Raw genomic sequence first — 15,794 nt, forward strand, 5'->3', positions numbered from 1 at the left:
CTCGCGGTCACCCGGCGGCATGCGCCGCCGCCATCAAGCATGAATCCAATCGGGATGCCTTGGCATGCGCATGAACGAAGCTGTGGACGCCGTACCTTGGGATCGAGTACACCTCCGGAGGCGACCCGATGCTTGCCGCAGACCAACGCGACGTCTACCGCGCACTGCTGGAGCTGTCGTTCCATGACGACGTCGAGCCGCTGCTGCGCCACGCGCTCGGGCTCATCGCCGACGCCGCGCGCGCGCGCCAGGGCTATCTCGAGATCCGCGACGACGACGACACCGTGTGGTGGATCGCCCACGGGCTCCAGGGCGACGAGGTCGAGGGCGTGCGGGCCATCGTCTCGCGCGGGGTCATCGCGGAGGCCATCGCGACGGGTCGGACGATCCTGACGCCGTCGGCGCTCCTCGATCCACGTTTCAGCGACCGGGAGAGCGTCAAGCGGGGACCCATCGAGGCCGTTTTGTGTGCGCCGATCGCCATGGATCCGCCGCGTGGGGTTCTCTACCTCCAGGGATGGTCACCGCCGGACGAGATCGCCCCGGTGGAGCGCGAGTTCGTCGAGACGTGCTGCCGGTATCTCGGACAGCTGGTCGATCGCCTGCTCACCCATCGCGGCCGCCGCCGCGACGCCGACGCCACCCGCACGGTGCGCAGCAGGCTCGATCTGTCGGGTGTCGTGGGCCGCAGCGACGCGCTCGCCAAGGTGCTCGGGCAGGCGGCGCTGATCGCGCCCCTCGACGTCAGCGTCCTGCTCACCGGCGATTCGGGCACCGGCAAGAGCCTCGTCGCCAAGCTGATCCACGACAACAGCCCCCGGGCGATGCACCCCTTCGTCGAGATCAACTGCGCGGCGCTGCCCGAGTCGCTCATCGAGAGCGAGCTCTTCGGCGCGGTCGCCGGCGCCCATTCGACGGCGACCCGTCGTATGGACGGACGGGTGGCCGCGGCGGCGCGCGGCACGCTGCTGCTCGATGAGGTCGCCGAGCTGCCGCTCGGCGCGCAGGCCAAGCTCCTGCAGCTGCTGCAGTCGAAACGCTACTACCCGCTGGGCTCGGCGCGCGCCGAGACCGCCGACGTGCGGATCATCGCCGCCACCAACGTCGACCTGGAGCGCGCCGTGGCCGAGCGGCGCTTCCGCGAAGACCTCTACTACCGGCTGCACGTGCTGCCGATCCGGCTGCCGGCGCTCGCGGAACGGCGCAGCGACATCCCGGACATGGTCGTGGCCTTCACCCGCGACGCGTGTCAGCGCTACGGCCTGCCGGTGCTGGAGCCGTCGCCGGCGGCCCTTCGCGCCGCGGAAGCCGCCTCGTGGCCCGGGAACGTGCGTCAGCTCGCGCACGCCGTCGACGCGGCGGCCATTCGCGCCGCGGGCGAGGGCGCGACGCGTCTGGAGGTGCGTCACCTCTTCTCCGGGGACGTGGCCCCTCCCGAGGAGGAAGCGGTGCTCACTTTCCACGAGCTCACCCGGCGCTTCCAGGCGGACCTGCTCCGCGACACGCTGTCGCGCTGCGATTGGAACGTCACCGAAGCAGCGCGGCGGCTCGATCTGGCGCGCGCACACGTCTACAGCCTGATCAAGGCGTTCGGGCTGAGACGCACGTGAGGGCTGCCGGAGCGTGGATCACGGGTTCGTGACCTTCGGGCGCGGTGCCGGAGAGGACGCCGGCAGCGCCGGCGCCCTCCGCGACGAGCACCCGACGCCCGATCCGCTGGTCGCGAAGCAGTGGGGGCTGAAGCGCATCGGCGCTCCGCGCGCGTGGACGCGCGCTTCGCAATCGGAGGTGCCGATCGCGATCATCGACACCGGGATCATGGAGCATCCCGCCATCGTCGCGAGCCTCGGCCCGGAGCGCTACAACGCGCTGACGCGCGAGAACGAGGCCGATGCGGACGGGAAGGCGCATGGCACGAAGATCGCCTCGATCATGGCCGCGGCGTGGGACGGCAAGGGGATCATGGGGGTCATGAACGGCGCCCGCCTCCTGCCGGTGCGTGCGTTCACGATCGAGAACGCGCGCGACGAGTTCGCCTGCCCGCGGCCCCACGAGCCGTGCTCGCGGGTGCTGGAGCTGGTGGACGCGATCCGATGGGCGGTCGAGCACGGCGCGCGGGTCATCAACGCCAGCTGGGGGCAGCGGGGGGCGAACTCCCGGGTCCTTCGTGACGCCATTGCGGCCGCGCAGGACCGAGCGCTCTTCGTCGTCGCCGCCGGGCACGGGAGGATCGATCTCGACGACGACGAGGCCAGGCCGTTCTACCCGGCGGCCTGGGGCAACGAGCTGCCGAACGTGCTCACCGTCATGCAGACGAACGAGGCCGACGAGCCGGAGGGGCCCTACGGGAAGACGCGGGTCCACCTCGCCGCCCCCGGCATCCAGATATGGACGACCGACGGCAGCGCGGGCTACGACGTGGTCTCGGGAACCTCGTTCGCGACCGCGTTCGTGTCCGCTGCGGCCGCGCTCACCTGGTCGAGACCGGCGTTCTCGAGCCACACCCCCGAGCAGCTGCGTGCGTTGCTGGTCGACCGGGCGGCGCGCTTCCCGCGCCCGAGTCTGGCCGGGAAGTGCCGGGCGGGTGCCGTGCTCGACATCGGATTCCTCGCCGAGACCTGATCGAGCGGAGCGAGGCGCACCATGGACGCCGAGCGATTCGTGCTGCGCGAGGAGCTCGGCCGCGGTGCCATGGGCGTGGTGCACCGCGCCCTCGATCGCGAGACCGGTATCGACCTCGCGCTGAAGCGCCTCCACGGCAGTGGTCCGGCGCAGGCGTCGGCGCTGCGGCAGGAGTTCCGCTCGCTCGCCGACGTGCAGCACGAGAACCTGGTCGAGCTGTACGAGCTGTTCGCCGCGGCGGGCGAGTCGTTCTTCACCATGGAGCTCGTCCCGGGCTCCGGCCTGGTGCCGCACCTGCGCGGCGGACGCGACGTCGTGTCGGCCCTCCTGCAGCTCGTCGACGGGCTCGCCGCCATCCACGCGGCCGGCAAGCTGCACCGGGACGTGAAGCCGTCGAACGTCCTCGTGACCGCCGAGGGGCGCGTCGTGCTGCTCGACTTCGGGCTCGCCACCGCCGTCGGCGGCAGCGGGCAGGGCGAGCTGCGCGGCACGCCACGCTACATGGCCCCCGAGCTGCTGTGGGGGCGGGCGGCGACGCCGGCGGCCGACTGGTACGCGCTCGGCGCCGTGCTGCACGAAGCCTTCGACGGCGATCCGCCGTTCGGCGGCGAGCCGGCGGGGATGCTGGAGGCCAAGATGCGCGGCCTGGCGCCGCCGGTGCTTCCGATGTGTCCGCGCGAGATGGCGGAGCCGCTCCGCGCGCTCGTCCGAGGCATGCTCGATCCGGAGCCGGAGCGCCGGCCCGACGCCCACGCCGTGCGCCGGTTGCTCGAGGCGCTCCGGCAGCGACGCCGCCTGACGCCCGTCCCGGCGGCGCCGACCACGCACGCCGACCATGCGATCGCCTTCGAGGGCCGCGACCAGGAGCTGGGTCGGCTCGCGAGGTGCCTCGCCAGCGCGCGCGAACGGCTGGTGGTGGCGGTCGTACGGGGCGTGTCGGGGATCGGGAAGACGGAGCTGCTCCGCCGCTTCGTGGTCGACGCGCGCGTCGCGGGGGCGCTGGTGCTCACCGGGCGGTGTCATCCCCAGGAGACCGTTCCGTACCGTGGATTCGACGATCTCGTCGACGGCTTCGGCCGCCTGCTGGTCGCGGAGGGACTCGGAGCGCCGGCGGCGTTGACGCCGGCCCAGGCCGGTCCGCTGCTGCACGTGTTTCCGGTCCTGGGCCAGGTGGACGCCCTCGCCCGGGCCGCGGCCGCGCAGCCCCCGGTCGCCGACGTCCAGGAGCTGCGCCGTCAGGCCTTCGCGGCGCTGCGCGTTCTCATGCGCCGCTTCGCCGGCGCGCGCCCGCTCGTGCTGTGGATCGACGACGTGCAGTGGTCCGATGCCGACGGTGCGGCCCTGCTGCGCGAGCTGGTCGCGGCGCGCGAGCCGATGCTGGTCGTCCTCAGCTCGCGTACCGAGGTCCCGGAGCCGCCGGCGCTGCTGGAGGCCTGCGACGGCCCCGAGCTCGTCGACGTGCACCCCCTCGACCCGCTCGCGGCGCGACGGTTGGTGCGCCGCGTGGTGCCCACCGCTACGGACGAGGCAGTGGAGGCGCTGGCCGCCGAGGCGGGCGGGGTGCCGTTCCTCATCATGCAGCTCGCCGGGCTTCCCGACGACGACGGTCGTCCGGTGCGCGTGGCCGATGCGGTCCGGCGGCGGGTCGACGCGCTCCCGGAGCCGGCACGCCGGCTGCTCGCCACCATCGCGATCGCGTCGAGCCCGCTCGACCGCACGGTCGCCCTCGAGGCGTCCGGCCTCGGCGAGGCGGGACGTCCCGTCGTCGCGGCGCTCCATCGCCGGCGTCTGCTGCGCCTCGGCGGCGTGCGGCGTGCGATCGTCGAGACCTATCACGATCGCATCCGCGAGACGGTGGCCGGCGGCCTAGAACCAGCGACGCGTGCGCGTCATCACCGCGCGCTCGCGGTCGCCTGCGAGGCCCGCGACGGCTTCGAGCCCGCCTGGCTGGCCGAGCAGTGGCTCGGCGCGGGCGACGCCGACCGCGCCAGCGTCTGGGCCACGGTCGCGGGCGATCGCGCGGGCGAGGCGCTCGCGTTCGCCGAGGCGGCCCGGCTGTACCGCGCGGCGCGCACCTGGGCGCGCATGACCGAGGGCCGGGCCGTTGCGCTGCTGGTGAAAGAGGGGACGGCGCTGGTGAACGCCGGACGGTGCGCCGAGGCGGCCCCGTGCTTCCTCGCCGCGGCCGATCGCTCGAGCCGCGCGGAGGCGGTCGAGCTGCGGCGGCGCGCCGCCGAGCAGTTCCTCGGGGCGGGCGAGCTGGACCGCGCCAACGAGATCCTGCGCCCGCTGTTCCGCGAGATCGGGCTGGTGTTTCCCCGCTCGCCCACCGACGCCCTGGCCCGCAGCGTCGGGTGGCTCGCGCACCATTGGGTGCGGAGCGCGACGCGATCGCGCGCGGTCCGGGCCGCGACCGCGCGCGACCGGGTGCGCATCGACGCGTGCTATTCGGGCTCACGCAGCCTCGCGAGCATCGAGCCGCCCTTCGGCATCTACCTCGCGCTGCGCGGCCTGGCGCTGGCGCGCGAGGTGGACGATCGGGCGCGCGAGGGACGGATGCTGGTGCTCGTCGGCGCGGCGCTGAGATCGCTCGACGGCGCCGTGGGGCGGTGGGGGCGCCGCTTCATGGAAGAGGCCGAGGTGCTCGCCGGGGCGACGGGCGATCCCTATCTGAACGGCATCGTCGCCTCGGCGATGGCGCAGGCGCACCTCGTCACCGGGCAGTGGCGTGACGCGGTCGACTGCGCCGATCGGGGCGTGCGCCTGCTCACCGAGCGCTGTCGCGGCGTGAGCGCCGAATGCGCCGTGGGGCGCATGGCCGCGTTGCGCGCCTGCGAGGAGCTCGGCGCCATCGCCGAGCTGCGCGCCCGCGCGGCGGCGATGCTGGCGGCGGCGCGCGACGCCGGCGATCGCTATGCGGAGGTGACCGCGGCGCTGAACGTGGCCTTCGGACGGCTCGCAGACGGCGATCCGAGCGGTGCGCGCCGGGCGACCCGGGAGGCGCTCGGGCGGTGGACGCAGCGGGCCTTCAATCTGCACCATCTGTACGCGGCCCGCATCGAGGCGATGTGCGACCTCTACGACGGCGACGCCCGTGCGGCGGCGGGGCGGCTCGCGGCGATCGCGCGGCCGTTGCGACGCTCCGGGCTCACACGGGTGCCGCTGCCGCGCGTCGACGCCGCCGTCCTGGGCGCCAGGATCGCGTTGGCCGCGGGGACGGAGGGTGTCGCGCGCACGGGCGCCAGACGGCTCGCGCGCGAAGGCCGTGCGGACGCCACCGCGCATGCGATCGCGATCGGCGCCGCGCTGGCGCAGCGGCGTGGCGAGTCGGGTCGTGCGGCAGAGGCGTATCGGCGCGCCGCGGCCGCGTACCGGAGCGCCGGGATGGAGGTGTATGCGTCCTGTGCCGACCGGCGCCGGGGCGAGGCCCTCGGGGACGCCGCGGCGGTGCGTGCGGCCGACGATCGCCTGCGCACCCTCGGCATCGCGGATCCCGTCCGCTGGGCGTCGGTCTACGTCCCCGTCACCCCATCAGGTTGAGGTGCGGCGCGGCCGACAGGTACGCCTTGGCTTCGATCAGCCGCTGCGGATCGAAGACCAGCTTCACCAGCACGTAGCGCTCGAGCCGCCCGCCGCGGCGCGCGTCCTGCGGATGTCTCGCGGGCCACGCGGCGAGCACGGCGCGCTTCGCCGGCGCGCAGAGCCCGCGCCGCTCGAGCATGGACAGCAGCGGCGTCCAGGCGGGGTCGTCGAGCGGGGCGGTGGGACGAAAGAGCTCGACGCCGACGCGTGGGCCCACTGCGGGGAGGAAATCCAGGTTGAGCGAGACCCGATCCGACTCCGGCCACGCCTCGCCGAGCGCCTGCTCGATCACGGCGGCGTCGCCCGGCCAGCCGAGACGGCGCAGGAAGCCCGGCACGCTCTCGCCCGGCACGGCGAACACCGCCCGCGCGCCGCTGCTGCCGCGGTGGGGCATGGCGGCGAGATGGGCGAGGCGACCGCCGTCCGGGAGCATGCCGACGGCGGCGCGGATGCTCGGGACGACGTCGCGTCCGCCGGGGCCGACGAGCGCCGTGAGACCCGCCTTCACCAGATCGCCGAGACGCGCGTGCGATCGCGGGCCCGCGCCCGGGGCGAGCCCGGCGTCGAGCGCGAAGGTGACGAACGGCGGCCCCGGCCATCGTCCGTCCCGGCGCTGATCGAACTCGAGCCACGCCTGGCCGACGTGCGCATGCAGGACGGACGCCGGATCGGCCCACGCGGTGAAGAAGTCGGCGAGACCGCCGTCCACCGCCGACAGGCCCGTCCAGCTCTCGCGGCACGCGGCGCTCGCGGAGACGAGGAAGGCGACGTCGAGCCGATCGTCGCCCGCGGTGAGGCGGACCTCGAAGCCCAGGGCGTCGGCCTGGCGATGCGCCCACGCCGGCTCGACCTCCGGAACCGCCCACGGCGACCCGCCGGGGAGCGCGACCAGCGCTCCCCGCGCGAGTCGCACCAGGGCCTCGAGGCTCCAGGGCACCAGTCGCTCACGGGCAGACGACGTCGACCTCGGCGTAGATGCTCTGGCCGCGGTCGATGCGCATCGTGTACGTGCCGGGACGCAGCGAGACGTCGATGGTGAGGCGCTGCCAGACGTCCTCGTCGCAGCGTCGCGTGAAGCTCGTCTTCGGGATGGGCACGCCGTCGAACGTGATCGTGGCGTCGGCGACGAAGCCGATGCCGACGACGCGGATGATGCGATCGTTGCCGCTCGAGAAGACGTTGTGCTTGTGGATGCGGACCTCTCCGGACGGGTACTGCAGGACCTCGCCCGCGCCCGCTTCGAAGCGGATCGCCTCGATCTCCTTGCTGATCGCGGCGAGGAGCTGGAGGCGATCGATGGTGCCGTCGCGGACTTCGCGCAGGATCGCCTGCTGCTGCGAGCTGAGGGCGTGCTCGATGTAGGCCTCGTCCTCGTCCTCCATCACCCAGCAGCGCAGCTTCTCGTCGCGCAGAAAGTCGGAGATGAAGTGGATCAAGCGGTTCGGCTTCTGGGTCGCCATCGATCTCTCCCTGACGCTCGTTACACGAACCCGTCCTGCGGGATGGTGAGCGCGTGTCCGTCCCGCAGACGCTCGTAGAAGTGGGGGCCGATCATCCAGTTGCGCCGGAGGCGTTCGCCGACCGGGCTGCCGGCGATGCGGCGCGCATGGTCCGCGAAGGCGAAGTCGCCGCTGGCGACGGCCCTGGCGGCCGCATGGCCGGCCATGAACCCGGTCGCCACGGCGACCGAGATGCCCTCGCCCATGAGGGGGTCGATGCCCACGGCGTCGCCGGCGAGCAGCACGCGCGGCGCGCTCTGCTCGCTGGCCGGGTGATAGAGCGGCACGGCCGCGCCCTCCGCGTGCCGCCGTGCGAACGCGAGGCCGCGGGTCGCGAGCCGCTCCTCCAGCTGCGTGCCGGGCGCGCGGCCCGGCGTCCAGCGGATGCCGCCGACGCCGCAGTTGATCGACCGCACGCCGTCGCGGATGCACGGGAAGTCCCAGGCATAGCCGTGGAGCCCGGCCGGGACGGCGCGGAAGTCGAAGACGGCAGTGGCGCCCTGCGCGCCGCTCGCGGCGCGTGCGTCGGGTGCCGTCGTCTCCAGCGCGACGAAGGTCGCGCCGGCGTGCGGGGAGACGAAGGTCCGGCGGACGCGGCTCCGGGCGCCGTCGGCGCCGACGATCACGTCGGCACGGTAGGTGGCGCGATCGGTGTCGATGCGGATGCCGTCGCGCTCGCGTGCGAGGCGGCGGACCTCCTCGCCCTCGTGCACGGTGACGCCCAGCGAGCGGGCCACGGCGAGGAGCGCGGCGTCGAAGTCCCGGCGGCGAACGATGCGGAAGGCGCTCGCACGACGGTAGTCGGACTCGCCGGCCGGATGCAGGAAGCGCAGCTCGTCGATCCACACCGAGGGGACGTCGACGCGGACGTCCACCATGTCGAGCAGGTCCTCGGTGATCCGGGCGATGCCGCCGCCGCAGGGCTTGTCGCGGGGGAAGTCGGCGCGATCGAGGATCAGCGTGCGCGGCGCGAGCTCGGGCGCGACCTGCGCCAGGCGGATGGCCGCGGAGGCCCCGGCGGGTCCTCCGCCGACGATCACGATCCGCCAGCGGTCGGGGCCGGCAGCGGAGCGGTCGCGTCGCGTCTCGTCGTCGTTCACGTCGGCGCGTTCGGAGCAACGTTCGTGCCGCCGGGATTGCCGCGCCGGACGTCGGGTGCGGCCGAGTCGGTGTTCACTCTGTCTGCTCGGCGTCTGGCGCACTGGACGATCGGGCGCCGGCGCTCCGCGAGCGCTCGGTCGCGGCGGGTCACTCGCGGCCGCACCTTCAGGAATCGTCCCGACCGGCCGATACCCACGCGATGCCCCGCGCCAGCTCTGCGTCCGGCCGGCTCGTCGCCGGTGTCGGTCGTCTCACCGCCGCCGCCGTTTGCCTCGCCCTGACGGTCCCCGGGCTCGCCGCGGCGGCGCGCAAGAAGCCGAACATCCTCTTCGTCATCATGGACGACGTCGGCATCGATCAGATGCGGACGTTCGGCTACGCGCAGGACAACCAGCCGCGGCTGCCCAACATCGACGCGATCGCCGAGGGCGGGGTACGCTTCCGCAACGCCTGGGCGATGCCGGAATGCTCGCCGAGCCGGGTGTCGATGTTCACCGGGCGCTATCCGCTGCGCACCGGCGTCATGACCGCCTTCCTCGACACCGATCTCGCCAACTCGCAGATGTCGCCGTACGAGACCACGCTGCCGAAGGTGCTCGCCAGGGCCGGCTACCGGAGCGCGCTCATCGGCAAGTACCACATGGCCGGCCCGTACAATTACCCGTCCGGCAACCTGGCGCCGCGCGACGCCGGCTTCGACTACTTCTACGGCAACCTCGAGGGTGCGCCGCGGCCCATCGACACCACCGCCGGCGGCGTCGCCGCCGAGGGCACGTACACCTGCGGCTACGTGAACGATGCCGGCTTCGGTGCGTGCCGCTTCGCCGACGGCACCTGCAGCGACCTCGGGTCCCCGCTCGACCTGCCGAGCACCCACCCGGGTCGCACGTGTCTCGAGCAGGGCGGCATCCTCGTCCCCGCCACGACCTGTGCCGGGGGCGGCGGCCCGACGCCCGACTTCGACGCCTACAACGGCTACTACGTCGCCCCGCTCGTCGTCATCGAGAACGGCGTCCTCCAGGACGTCCCCACCACCGACCCGCGCGCGCGCGCCTACCTCACCGTCGACCAGACGGACGCGGCGATCGCCTGGATCACGCAGGCGCGTGCGTCCGGCAAGCCGTGGATGGCGACGGTCAGCTACTCCGCCGCGCACCTCCCCGTGCAGCAGGTGCCGGCGTCGATCGTCCCCGAGCAGCCGCCGGGCACGGGCGCGCTCGACTGCACCACGGTGCCGGCGGCGCGCATCCTCCAGAACCACATGACCGAGGGCCTCGACGCCGAGGTGGGCCGCCTGCTGACGACGCTCGGCCTCGCCACGCGCAACCCCGACGGCAGCCTCGCCTACGATCCGGCGTCGAGCGACACGATGATCGTCGTCGTCGGCGACAACGGCACCTACGGGCTCAGCGTGAAGGCGCCGTTCGATCCGTCGCGCGCCAAGGGCTACGCCTACCAGACCGGCGTGTGGGTGCCGCTCGTCGCCTCGGGCCCGCTCGTCCACGCGAAGAAGGTGGGGAGCGAGCTCGGCGACATGGTGAACACCGTCGACCTCTACCGTCTCTTCGCCGAGATCGCCGGCGTCGACGTCGACAAGGTGGTGCCGAAGTCGCACACCGTCGATGCGCGGCCGATGCTGCCGTACCTCAAGAAGGGGAAGCACAACGAGATCCGCAAGACGAACTTCACGCAGATCGGCCAGAACATCCGCGCCGCGGGCACCGTGCTGTGGCCGTGCGTGATCCCGTCCGTGAACGTCTGCGTGCAGCTCTTCACGACCGCGGGCCTCTGCGAGTCCGAGGGCGGGACCTGGTACGGGCCGGACGGGGCCGCCGGCGCGGACGGGATCGCCACCTGCTGCGACGTCAACGCGCAGCTGAGCCAGGACTACGCGCTCTTCCCGATCGCGCAGTGGGCGCTGCGCGACGACCAGTACAAGGTCGTGCTCACCGAGGAGACGAACTGCGCCACGAGCATGATCGATCTCTCCTACGGCTTCTACGCGATCGACGACGCCGCTCCGGTGCCGGCGCTCGACCGCGCCGCCGCGAACCTGCTGGCGCAGGGTCTCACCGCCGCCCAGCAGAAGGCGTACGACACGCTCTCGCAGAAGCTCGACGCGATGCTCGCGTCGGAGCCGCCCTGTTCGGGCGACGGCAACCTCGACCGCCGCGTCGACCAGAAGGACCTGAACGACTGGACGACGTTCCTGGGCGTCGGCTCGAGCGTCTACGACCTCGACTTCGACGGCCAGACCGACGACGCCGACACGCTGCTGATCCGCGCCAACTTCGGCGCCAGGTGCAAGGTGAAGAAGGGTCCGAGGTAGACGCTACGCCGCCGCGACCGCGAGCTGTCGCGCGCGCCGGATCGCCATCGTCTTGCACGGCAGCTCGGGATACGCCCAGCGCACGACCGTCGCCTTCAGCCAGTCGCTCGGCGCGAACAGCAGGCGGTGGGTGACGTCGGGGTAGTACGTCCCCGTCATGCGCCGCGCCCACTCGGGCATGAGCCCCATGGAGGCGCGGATGCCCATCCAGCGGTCGAACCGCTCCTTCATCCCCAGGTTCTGCTCGCCGACGCGCCCGGCGAGGAAGCCGACGAACTCCACCGTCTGGTCGTTCATCGCCAGGTGCGGGCGCATGCGCTCGACGTAGTCGTCGAGCTCGGCGACCGACTCGGGTACCCAGTCCGCTCCGGCGAGGCGCCCGATCGGCGCCTGCTCGCGCAGGTAGCGGTCCTTCTCCTCGACGGAGAGCGGCCGGTTGTAGGTCTCGTAGGCGCGCATCACCGCCCAGGGGATGCAGGTGTGCACCCAGCCGATCAGCTCGGGATCGAGCGCCTGATACGGCACCCCGTCGGCGCGCGTGCCCCCGATGCGCCGGTGCACGTTCTTGACGGCCTCGATCACGCGCGTCGCCGCCGGCGTGGTGCCGAAGGTCGTGCGCAGGACGTATCCGAGCGTGTTCCGCGCCCGCCGCAGCGGCTCGGTGCGATAGCTCGACTGCGTGAACACGCCCGCCATCACCGAGGGATGCAGCACCTCCATGATGATGGCCGCGGTCCCGCCGACGACGAGGCTCGCGAGGTCGCCGTTGATCTCCCACGACATGCCGTCCGGCCCGCCGGCGAGGCCGGGATCGCCCGCCTCCCCGTCGTAGAGGGCCGGCTCGTCGTGCCGGCCGCCGCCGTCCTCGATCTGGGCGACGATGCTCGCCTTCAGCTGCTCCAGCATGGGGCGACTGTAGCGTTGCGGCGGGGCGGGGTGCCAGCGTCGGCGTGATACAGGGCGCGGCGGGCGGGTGAGCGGTCACGGGAGTGCCGCGAGGGTTCGCGTGGAGTCGGTCTGCCGAGCCGCGCGGCGTCCTGCGGCGGATCTGCCGGGCGCCAGCGACCGGGGTGCCACGCGGGGGCCGCACGTCACCCGAGGCCTGCTGCTCCGCGGCCAGCCAGGTGCGCGGCGCGACGACGGGGCTCGCCTCGACCGCCGCGGCGATCGCCCGGGCCCACCCCGCAAACCACCGCGCCGACGAGCACGGATCGGCCCCGGTCCCGCGGTGCCCGTGCTTGCGGAAGTTCTGCGGCACGTACACAAGCGCGTTGCGCACCTCGCGCGGCGTGGGCAGCAGCCGACGAGGTTCGAGCTCGGCCCGCGAGGGCCTGTGCGCCGCCGTCGGTCGGCGGCAGCGCGACACCCGCGAGGTCCTCGATCGCCAGCGGCGGGGCGCGTCGTGGCGGCGTGCCGCGCAGGATTCGGCAACGAGGCAACATGGTGCTGCGGCTCGGTGCTGCACGGGAGCGCCGCCGGTCGCACGCGCCATTGGTTTCGACGTGGCCGCGCATTCGCTCCGAGCGAGCGCCATGGGCGGCGTGTACGTCCCGCGCTCCCCGACGACGAGCGTGCTCCATGGCGTCGTGCGGGCGCACTGGAGCGCGTTCGCCGCCGAGGTCCGCGACCGGACGGAGGGCACCGGGCTGCCCGGGTTCGTCGTGCAGGGGTTCCGGAGGTTCCTCCGCTGCGGGGTGCTCTCGGTACCGCATCGGCTGCGCTACCGGCTCGCCTACGATCATCGCCTGTGCCGGACGGTGCTGGGCGTGTTCGTGCGGGCGCTGCGCGCGGCCTATCGTCGCCAGGCGAAGCGCGCGGGCTTGTCGGGCGGCGAGACGGGGACCGTCACGAGCATCCAGCGCTTCGGGGAGTCGCTCGCACTGGCGGGGTTGATGCGCGCGGCCGTGCTCGGACGCGCCGCGCTCGGGCACCGCGCCGGCCGCGGGCCGCAGCGCCTCGGCGCCGACCCGGACGCGCCGTGGGTGGATCGGCACGTACCCCTGCCCGCGCACGTCGAGGGTTTCGACCTTCATGCCGCCGTCCGGGTCGCCGCCGCCGATCGCCCCCGCCTGTGGCAGCTCTGTCACTATCTCTGCCGGCCGCCGCTCGGACAGGAGCGGCTCCAGCGGCTCCGCGACGGCCGGGTGGCGCTCGCGCTGCAACGGCCTGGGCCGACGGCACGACGCATCTCGTGTTCACGCCGCCGGAGCTGCTCGCGCGGCTCGTGCCGCTGGTCCCGCGGCCGCGGGTGAATCTACTCCTCTATCACGGCGTCCTGGCACCGAGCGCGCCGTGGCGCGCCGCGGTCGTGCCCGCGGGCGACGCGCGGGAGCACCCTCCGACGGCCCTGGCGGGCAGCGCCGGGACCACAGCGCCCAGCCCGCCGCCGGCGAGCCGCGCACGCCGCCCCCGCTACCGATCCTGGGCGGAGCTGATGCGGCGAGCGTTCGAAGCCGACGTGCTCGCCTGCCCGCAGTGCGGCGGGCGCATGGTCGTGCTCGCGACGATCGACGATCCCGCCGTGATCGCCCGCATCCTGACCCACCTCGGGCAGCCGCTGGATCCGGGCGACCCCGTCCCGGAGCGCGCCCCGCCATAGCGCGGCGGTCACGTCGCGCCAGGGCCCGAGCCACCCCCCATTCGTCGGCGGCCGTCGATCGAGGGATGCAGGCGTTCGTCTCGAGAGAGCCGGTAGGGGGCGCGCGCCTAGGTCCGTGCCGAGCGTCGATCGGGCGTTGTCTGCCCCGCGCACGCTGGGGGGAGGGGAGGACCACGGCCGCACGTCTGATAACGAGGCGCTCGGTCAACTTCCGAGGCTTATCGTGCCTATCGTCCATCACGGAGCTGGGCGTCGAGGACGAAGCTCTTGCCGAGCGTGTTCGGATGCTTCTCGACGAAGCGGCCAGCGTCCAAAACGCGGTGAGGGCCGCAACCGCTGATGGAGGTGAGCTACCGGCACGTGGACTCACTTCAAATGCGGTGGACGATGTGAAGGCAGCGGCGGCAGCACTTCAACGACGCGCCGCGGAGCTTGATGCTGATCACGCCGCTATGGACCCGAGCGAATCGCAAGAGCTAAGCGAGTTGGAGGCGCGCGCTACGCTAAGAGAGAATCTTCAGCTCGTTCTCGATGAAGTCGAACGGCAGAAGCGGTTGGCGGCATATAAGCAGTGCCTCGATGACACAGGGACGAACGCGATCACGCGAAAGGGCACGGATCTGACGAAGCGCCTCGTGACAGATCGCTTGAAGCAATCCTTCAAGGGAGAGCTCGAGCAGCTAGAGTTTACGCACCTCGCGGTGGAACTCCGGGAGGCTGGCGGCGCACGAGGGGCGCTGTTCCATAAGCTCGTGTTCACGAACGCTCCCGGTGTTCCCGTGACGAATGTGCTGAGCGAGGGAGAATCTCGAACGTTGTCGCTCGCGGCATTCCTGACCGAACTCAGCACCGGAGCGGGGATGTCCGGGATCATCTTCGACGATCCAGTCTCATCGCTCGATCACGTCTGGAGGGAACGTATCGCGAAGCGGCTGGTCAAGGAGGCAAAGAGACGCCAGGTGATCGTGTTCACGCACGACGTCCTGTTCCTGCGGCGCCTTCTCGATGCGTGCCCGCAAGAGGACGTCGAGTGCCAGCACCAGTACGTCCGACGGATCGATCAGTCCGGCTTCTCTTCACCGGAGCTGCCGTGGATCGCCATGAACGTCAAAGAGCGGATCGGAAGGCTTCGGAATCAGTGGCAGGCGGCCGACAAACTGTTTCGCACCGGAGACATCGACGGCTACGAAAGCAAAGCGCGAGAACTGTATGCGCTGTTGCGGGAGGCGTGGGAGCAGGGTGTCAGCGAAGTGCTTCTGAACGACGTCGTGGAGCGATGCCGCCAGAGCGTCGAGACGCAAAAAGTGCGCTTCCTCCACGACATCACCGAGGGCGACTGTAAGGCAGTCGATGAGGGAATGAGCGCGTGTTCCACATGGATGCGCGGGCACGACCATCCTCCTGCCGACGGCACGCCCTTCCCGAAGCCCACGGACCTACAGCAGAGAATCCAGGACCTGGACGAATGGGTCCAACGCATCCGCAAGCGACGCTCTAAGTGGCTGACTTCTAGCGTGATTTAATCGCGCGACGCCGCGAGGAGCTGGTCGCCGTTCCGGCGCACGACAGATCCCAAGACTGACCCCTTCTCCAGAGGGGTCTCTCATCTGTCCGAACCCACTTGGTGTGTGATGTACTCTGATGTACTGAGCTTGCACCAGTGGACCCGACGAGAAACCATCCGCCCGGCCGCGCGTGGACCGTCCGGCAGGTAGCCGAATACCTCAACGTCAACGAACGCACGGTCTACCGGATGGCCGAGCGAGGTGACCTACCGGCATTCAAGGTTGGCGATGCCTGGCGCTTCCGGCGCCAGGACATCGACGCATGGATCGAGCGGCAGCAAAAGGCTCGCGGCGTCTCGACCGCGTTGTGCAAACGGAAGCGGGGCAAGTGATACCCATCATGTCTGCAAGCTCGCATGGGATCGCCGAGTCGCCCGGGACCAACCCCAGCGAAGTCGAGGAGGTGCTCGCCAACCTAGTCACGTGGCTGGATGAAGCACGAGTCTCCTGTCTCGGTCAGCAGGTCGTGCCCGGTACGGTTACAGCCGAGCGCAGGA

12 protein-coding genes are annotated in these 15,794 nt (G+C 72.1%); 8 read left to right on the forward strand and 4 right to left on the reverse strand.

The window, feature by feature from the left end:
• Positions 1–128 precede the first annotated feature (128 nt).
• Genes KIT14_16065 through KIT14_16075 form a run of 3 tightly spaced genes read left to right on the forward strand, consistent with a single transcriptional unit; the run spans position 129 to position 6,162 of the window.
• Positions 129–1,610: a sigma-54-dependent Fis family transcriptional regulator gene (locus tag KIT14_16065; GenBank protein ID MCW5892040.1), complete on the forward strand. Its 1,482-nt coding sequence runs from the start codon at positions 129–131 to the stop codon at positions 1,608–1,610.
• Positions 1,611–1,623: 13 nt separating this feature from the next.
• Complete coding sequence (locus tag KIT14_16070; protein MCW5892041.1) at positions 1,624–2,622, forward strand: S8 family serine peptidase; 999 nt, start codon at positions 1,624–1,626, stop codon at positions 2,620–2,622.
• Positions 2,623–2,643: 21 nt separating this feature from the next.
• Positions 2,644–6,162, forward strand: a complete 3,519-nt coding sequence (locus KIT14_16075; protein MCW5892042.1) for a protein kinase — start codon at positions 2,644–2,646, stop codon at positions 6,160–6,162.
• On the opposite strand, the gene KIT14_16080 is transcribed toward KIT14_16075, so the two are convergent.
• From KIT14_16080 to KIT14_16090, 3 genes are read right to left on the reverse strand one after another with little or no spacing between them, the layout of a single operon-like run.
• Positions 6,146–7,141, reverse strand: coding sequence for a hypothetical protein (locus KIT14_16080; GenBank protein MCW5892043.1), 996 nt, complete (start codon positions 7,139–7,141; stop codon positions 6,146–6,148). The two genes, KIT14_16075 and KIT14_16080, sit on opposite strands and share 17 nt — an antisense overlap.
• Positions 7,142–7,148: 7 nt before the next feature.
• On the reverse strand, positions 7,149–7,664 hold the full coding sequence (locus KIT14_16085) for a hypothetical protein (GenBank protein MCW5892044.1): 516 nt from the start codon (positions 7,662–7,664) through the stop codon (positions 7,149–7,151).
• Positions 7,665–7,684: 20 nt separating this feature from the next.
• The gene (locus tag KIT14_16090) at positions 7,685–8,803 is read right to left on the reverse strand and encodes an FAD-dependent monooxygenase (GenBank protein ID MCW5892045.1); all 1,119 of its coding nucleotides are present in this window, start codon (positions 8,801–8,803) and stop codon (positions 7,685–7,687) included.
• A gap of 200 nt (positions 8,804–9,003) precedes the next feature.
• Between KIT14_16090 and KIT14_16095 the strand changes: the two genes are divergently transcribed.
• The gene (locus KIT14_16095; GenBank protein MCW5892046.1) at positions 9,004–11,133 is read left to right on the forward strand and encodes a sulfatase-like hydrolase/transferase; all 2,130 of its coding nucleotides are present in this window, start codon (positions 9,004–9,006) and stop codon (positions 11,131–11,133) included.
• A 3-nt stretch (positions 11,134–11,136) separates the two neighbouring features.
• Here KIT14_16095 and KIT14_16100 read toward each other — a convergent pair whose 3' ends face one another.
• Positions 11,137–12,039, reverse strand: coding sequence for a DUF2236 domain-containing protein (locus tag KIT14_16100; protein ID MCW5892047.1), 903 nt, complete (start codon positions 12,037–12,039; stop codon positions 11,137–11,139).
• Between the two features lie 626 nt (positions 12,040–12,665).
• Here KIT14_16100 and KIT14_16105 point away from each other — a divergent pair.
• The 4 genes from KIT14_16105 (at position 12,666) to KIT14_16120 (ending at position 15,629) form a co-directional block, all read left to right on the forward strand.
• The gene (locus KIT14_16105; GenBank protein MCW5892048.1) at positions 12,666–13,385 is read left to right on the forward strand and encodes a transposase; all 720 of its coding nucleotides are present in this window, start codon (positions 12,666–12,668) and stop codon (positions 13,383–13,385) included.
• 182 nt (positions 13,386–13,567) lie between these two features.
• Positions 13,568–13,732, forward strand: a complete 165-nt coding sequence (locus tag KIT14_16110) for a hypothetical protein (protein ID MCW5892049.1) — start codon at positions 13,568–13,570, stop codon at positions 13,730–13,732.
• A gap of 284 nt (positions 13,733–14,016) precedes the next feature.
• Complete coding sequence (locus KIT14_16115) at positions 14,017–15,255, forward strand: AAA family ATPase (GenBank protein MCW5892050.1); 1,239 nt, start codon at positions 14,017–14,019, stop codon at positions 15,253–15,255.
• 137 nt (positions 15,256–15,392) lie between these two features.
• Positions 15,393–15,629, forward strand: coding sequence for a helix-turn-helix domain-containing protein (locus KIT14_16120; GenBank protein ID MCW5892051.1), 237 nt, complete (start codon positions 15,393–15,395; stop codon positions 15,627–15,629).
• The last annotated feature ends 165 nt before the right edge of the window (positions 15,630–15,794 follow it).

It is taken from the genome of bacterium, from assembly GCA_026129405.1.
Classification (GTDB): Bacteria; Desulfobacterota; Binatia; order DP-6; family DP-6; genus JAHCID01.

Bases quoted from the DNA above. Each gene is read 5' to 3' on its own strand.
- KIT14_16065 (MCW5892040.1), top strand. From the start codon at position 129: ATGCTTGCCGCAGACCAACGCGACGTCTACCGCGCACTGCTGGAGCTG.
- KIT14_16075 (MCW5892042.1), top strand. From the start codon at position 2,644: ATGGACGCCGAGCGATTCGTGCTGCGCGAGGAGCTCGGCCGCGGTGCC.
- KIT14_16115 (MCW5892050.1), top strand. From the start codon at position 14,017: ATGCTTCTCGACGAAGCGGCCAGCGTCCAAAACGCGGTGAGGGCCGCA.
- KIT14_16100 (MCW5892047.1), bottom strand. From the start codon at position 12,039: ATGCTGGAGCAGCTGAAGGCGAGCATCGTCGCCCAGATCGAGGACGGC.
- KIT14_16095 (MCW5892046.1), top strand. From the start codon at position 9,004: ATGCCCCGCGCCAGCTCTGCGTCCGGCCGGCTCGTCGCCGGTGTCGGT.
- KIT14_16085 (MCW5892044.1), bottom strand. From the start codon at position 7,664: ATGGCGACCCAGAAGCCGAACCGCTTGATCCACTTCATCTCCGACTTT.
- KIT14_16105 (MCW5892048.1), top strand. From the start codon at position 12,666: ATGGGCGGCGTGTACGTCCCGCGCTCCCCGACGACGAGCGTGCTCCAT.
- KIT14_16110 (MCW5892049.1), top strand. From the start codon at position 13,568: ATGCGGCGAGCGTTCGAAGCCGACGTGCTCGCCTGCCCGCAGTGCGGC.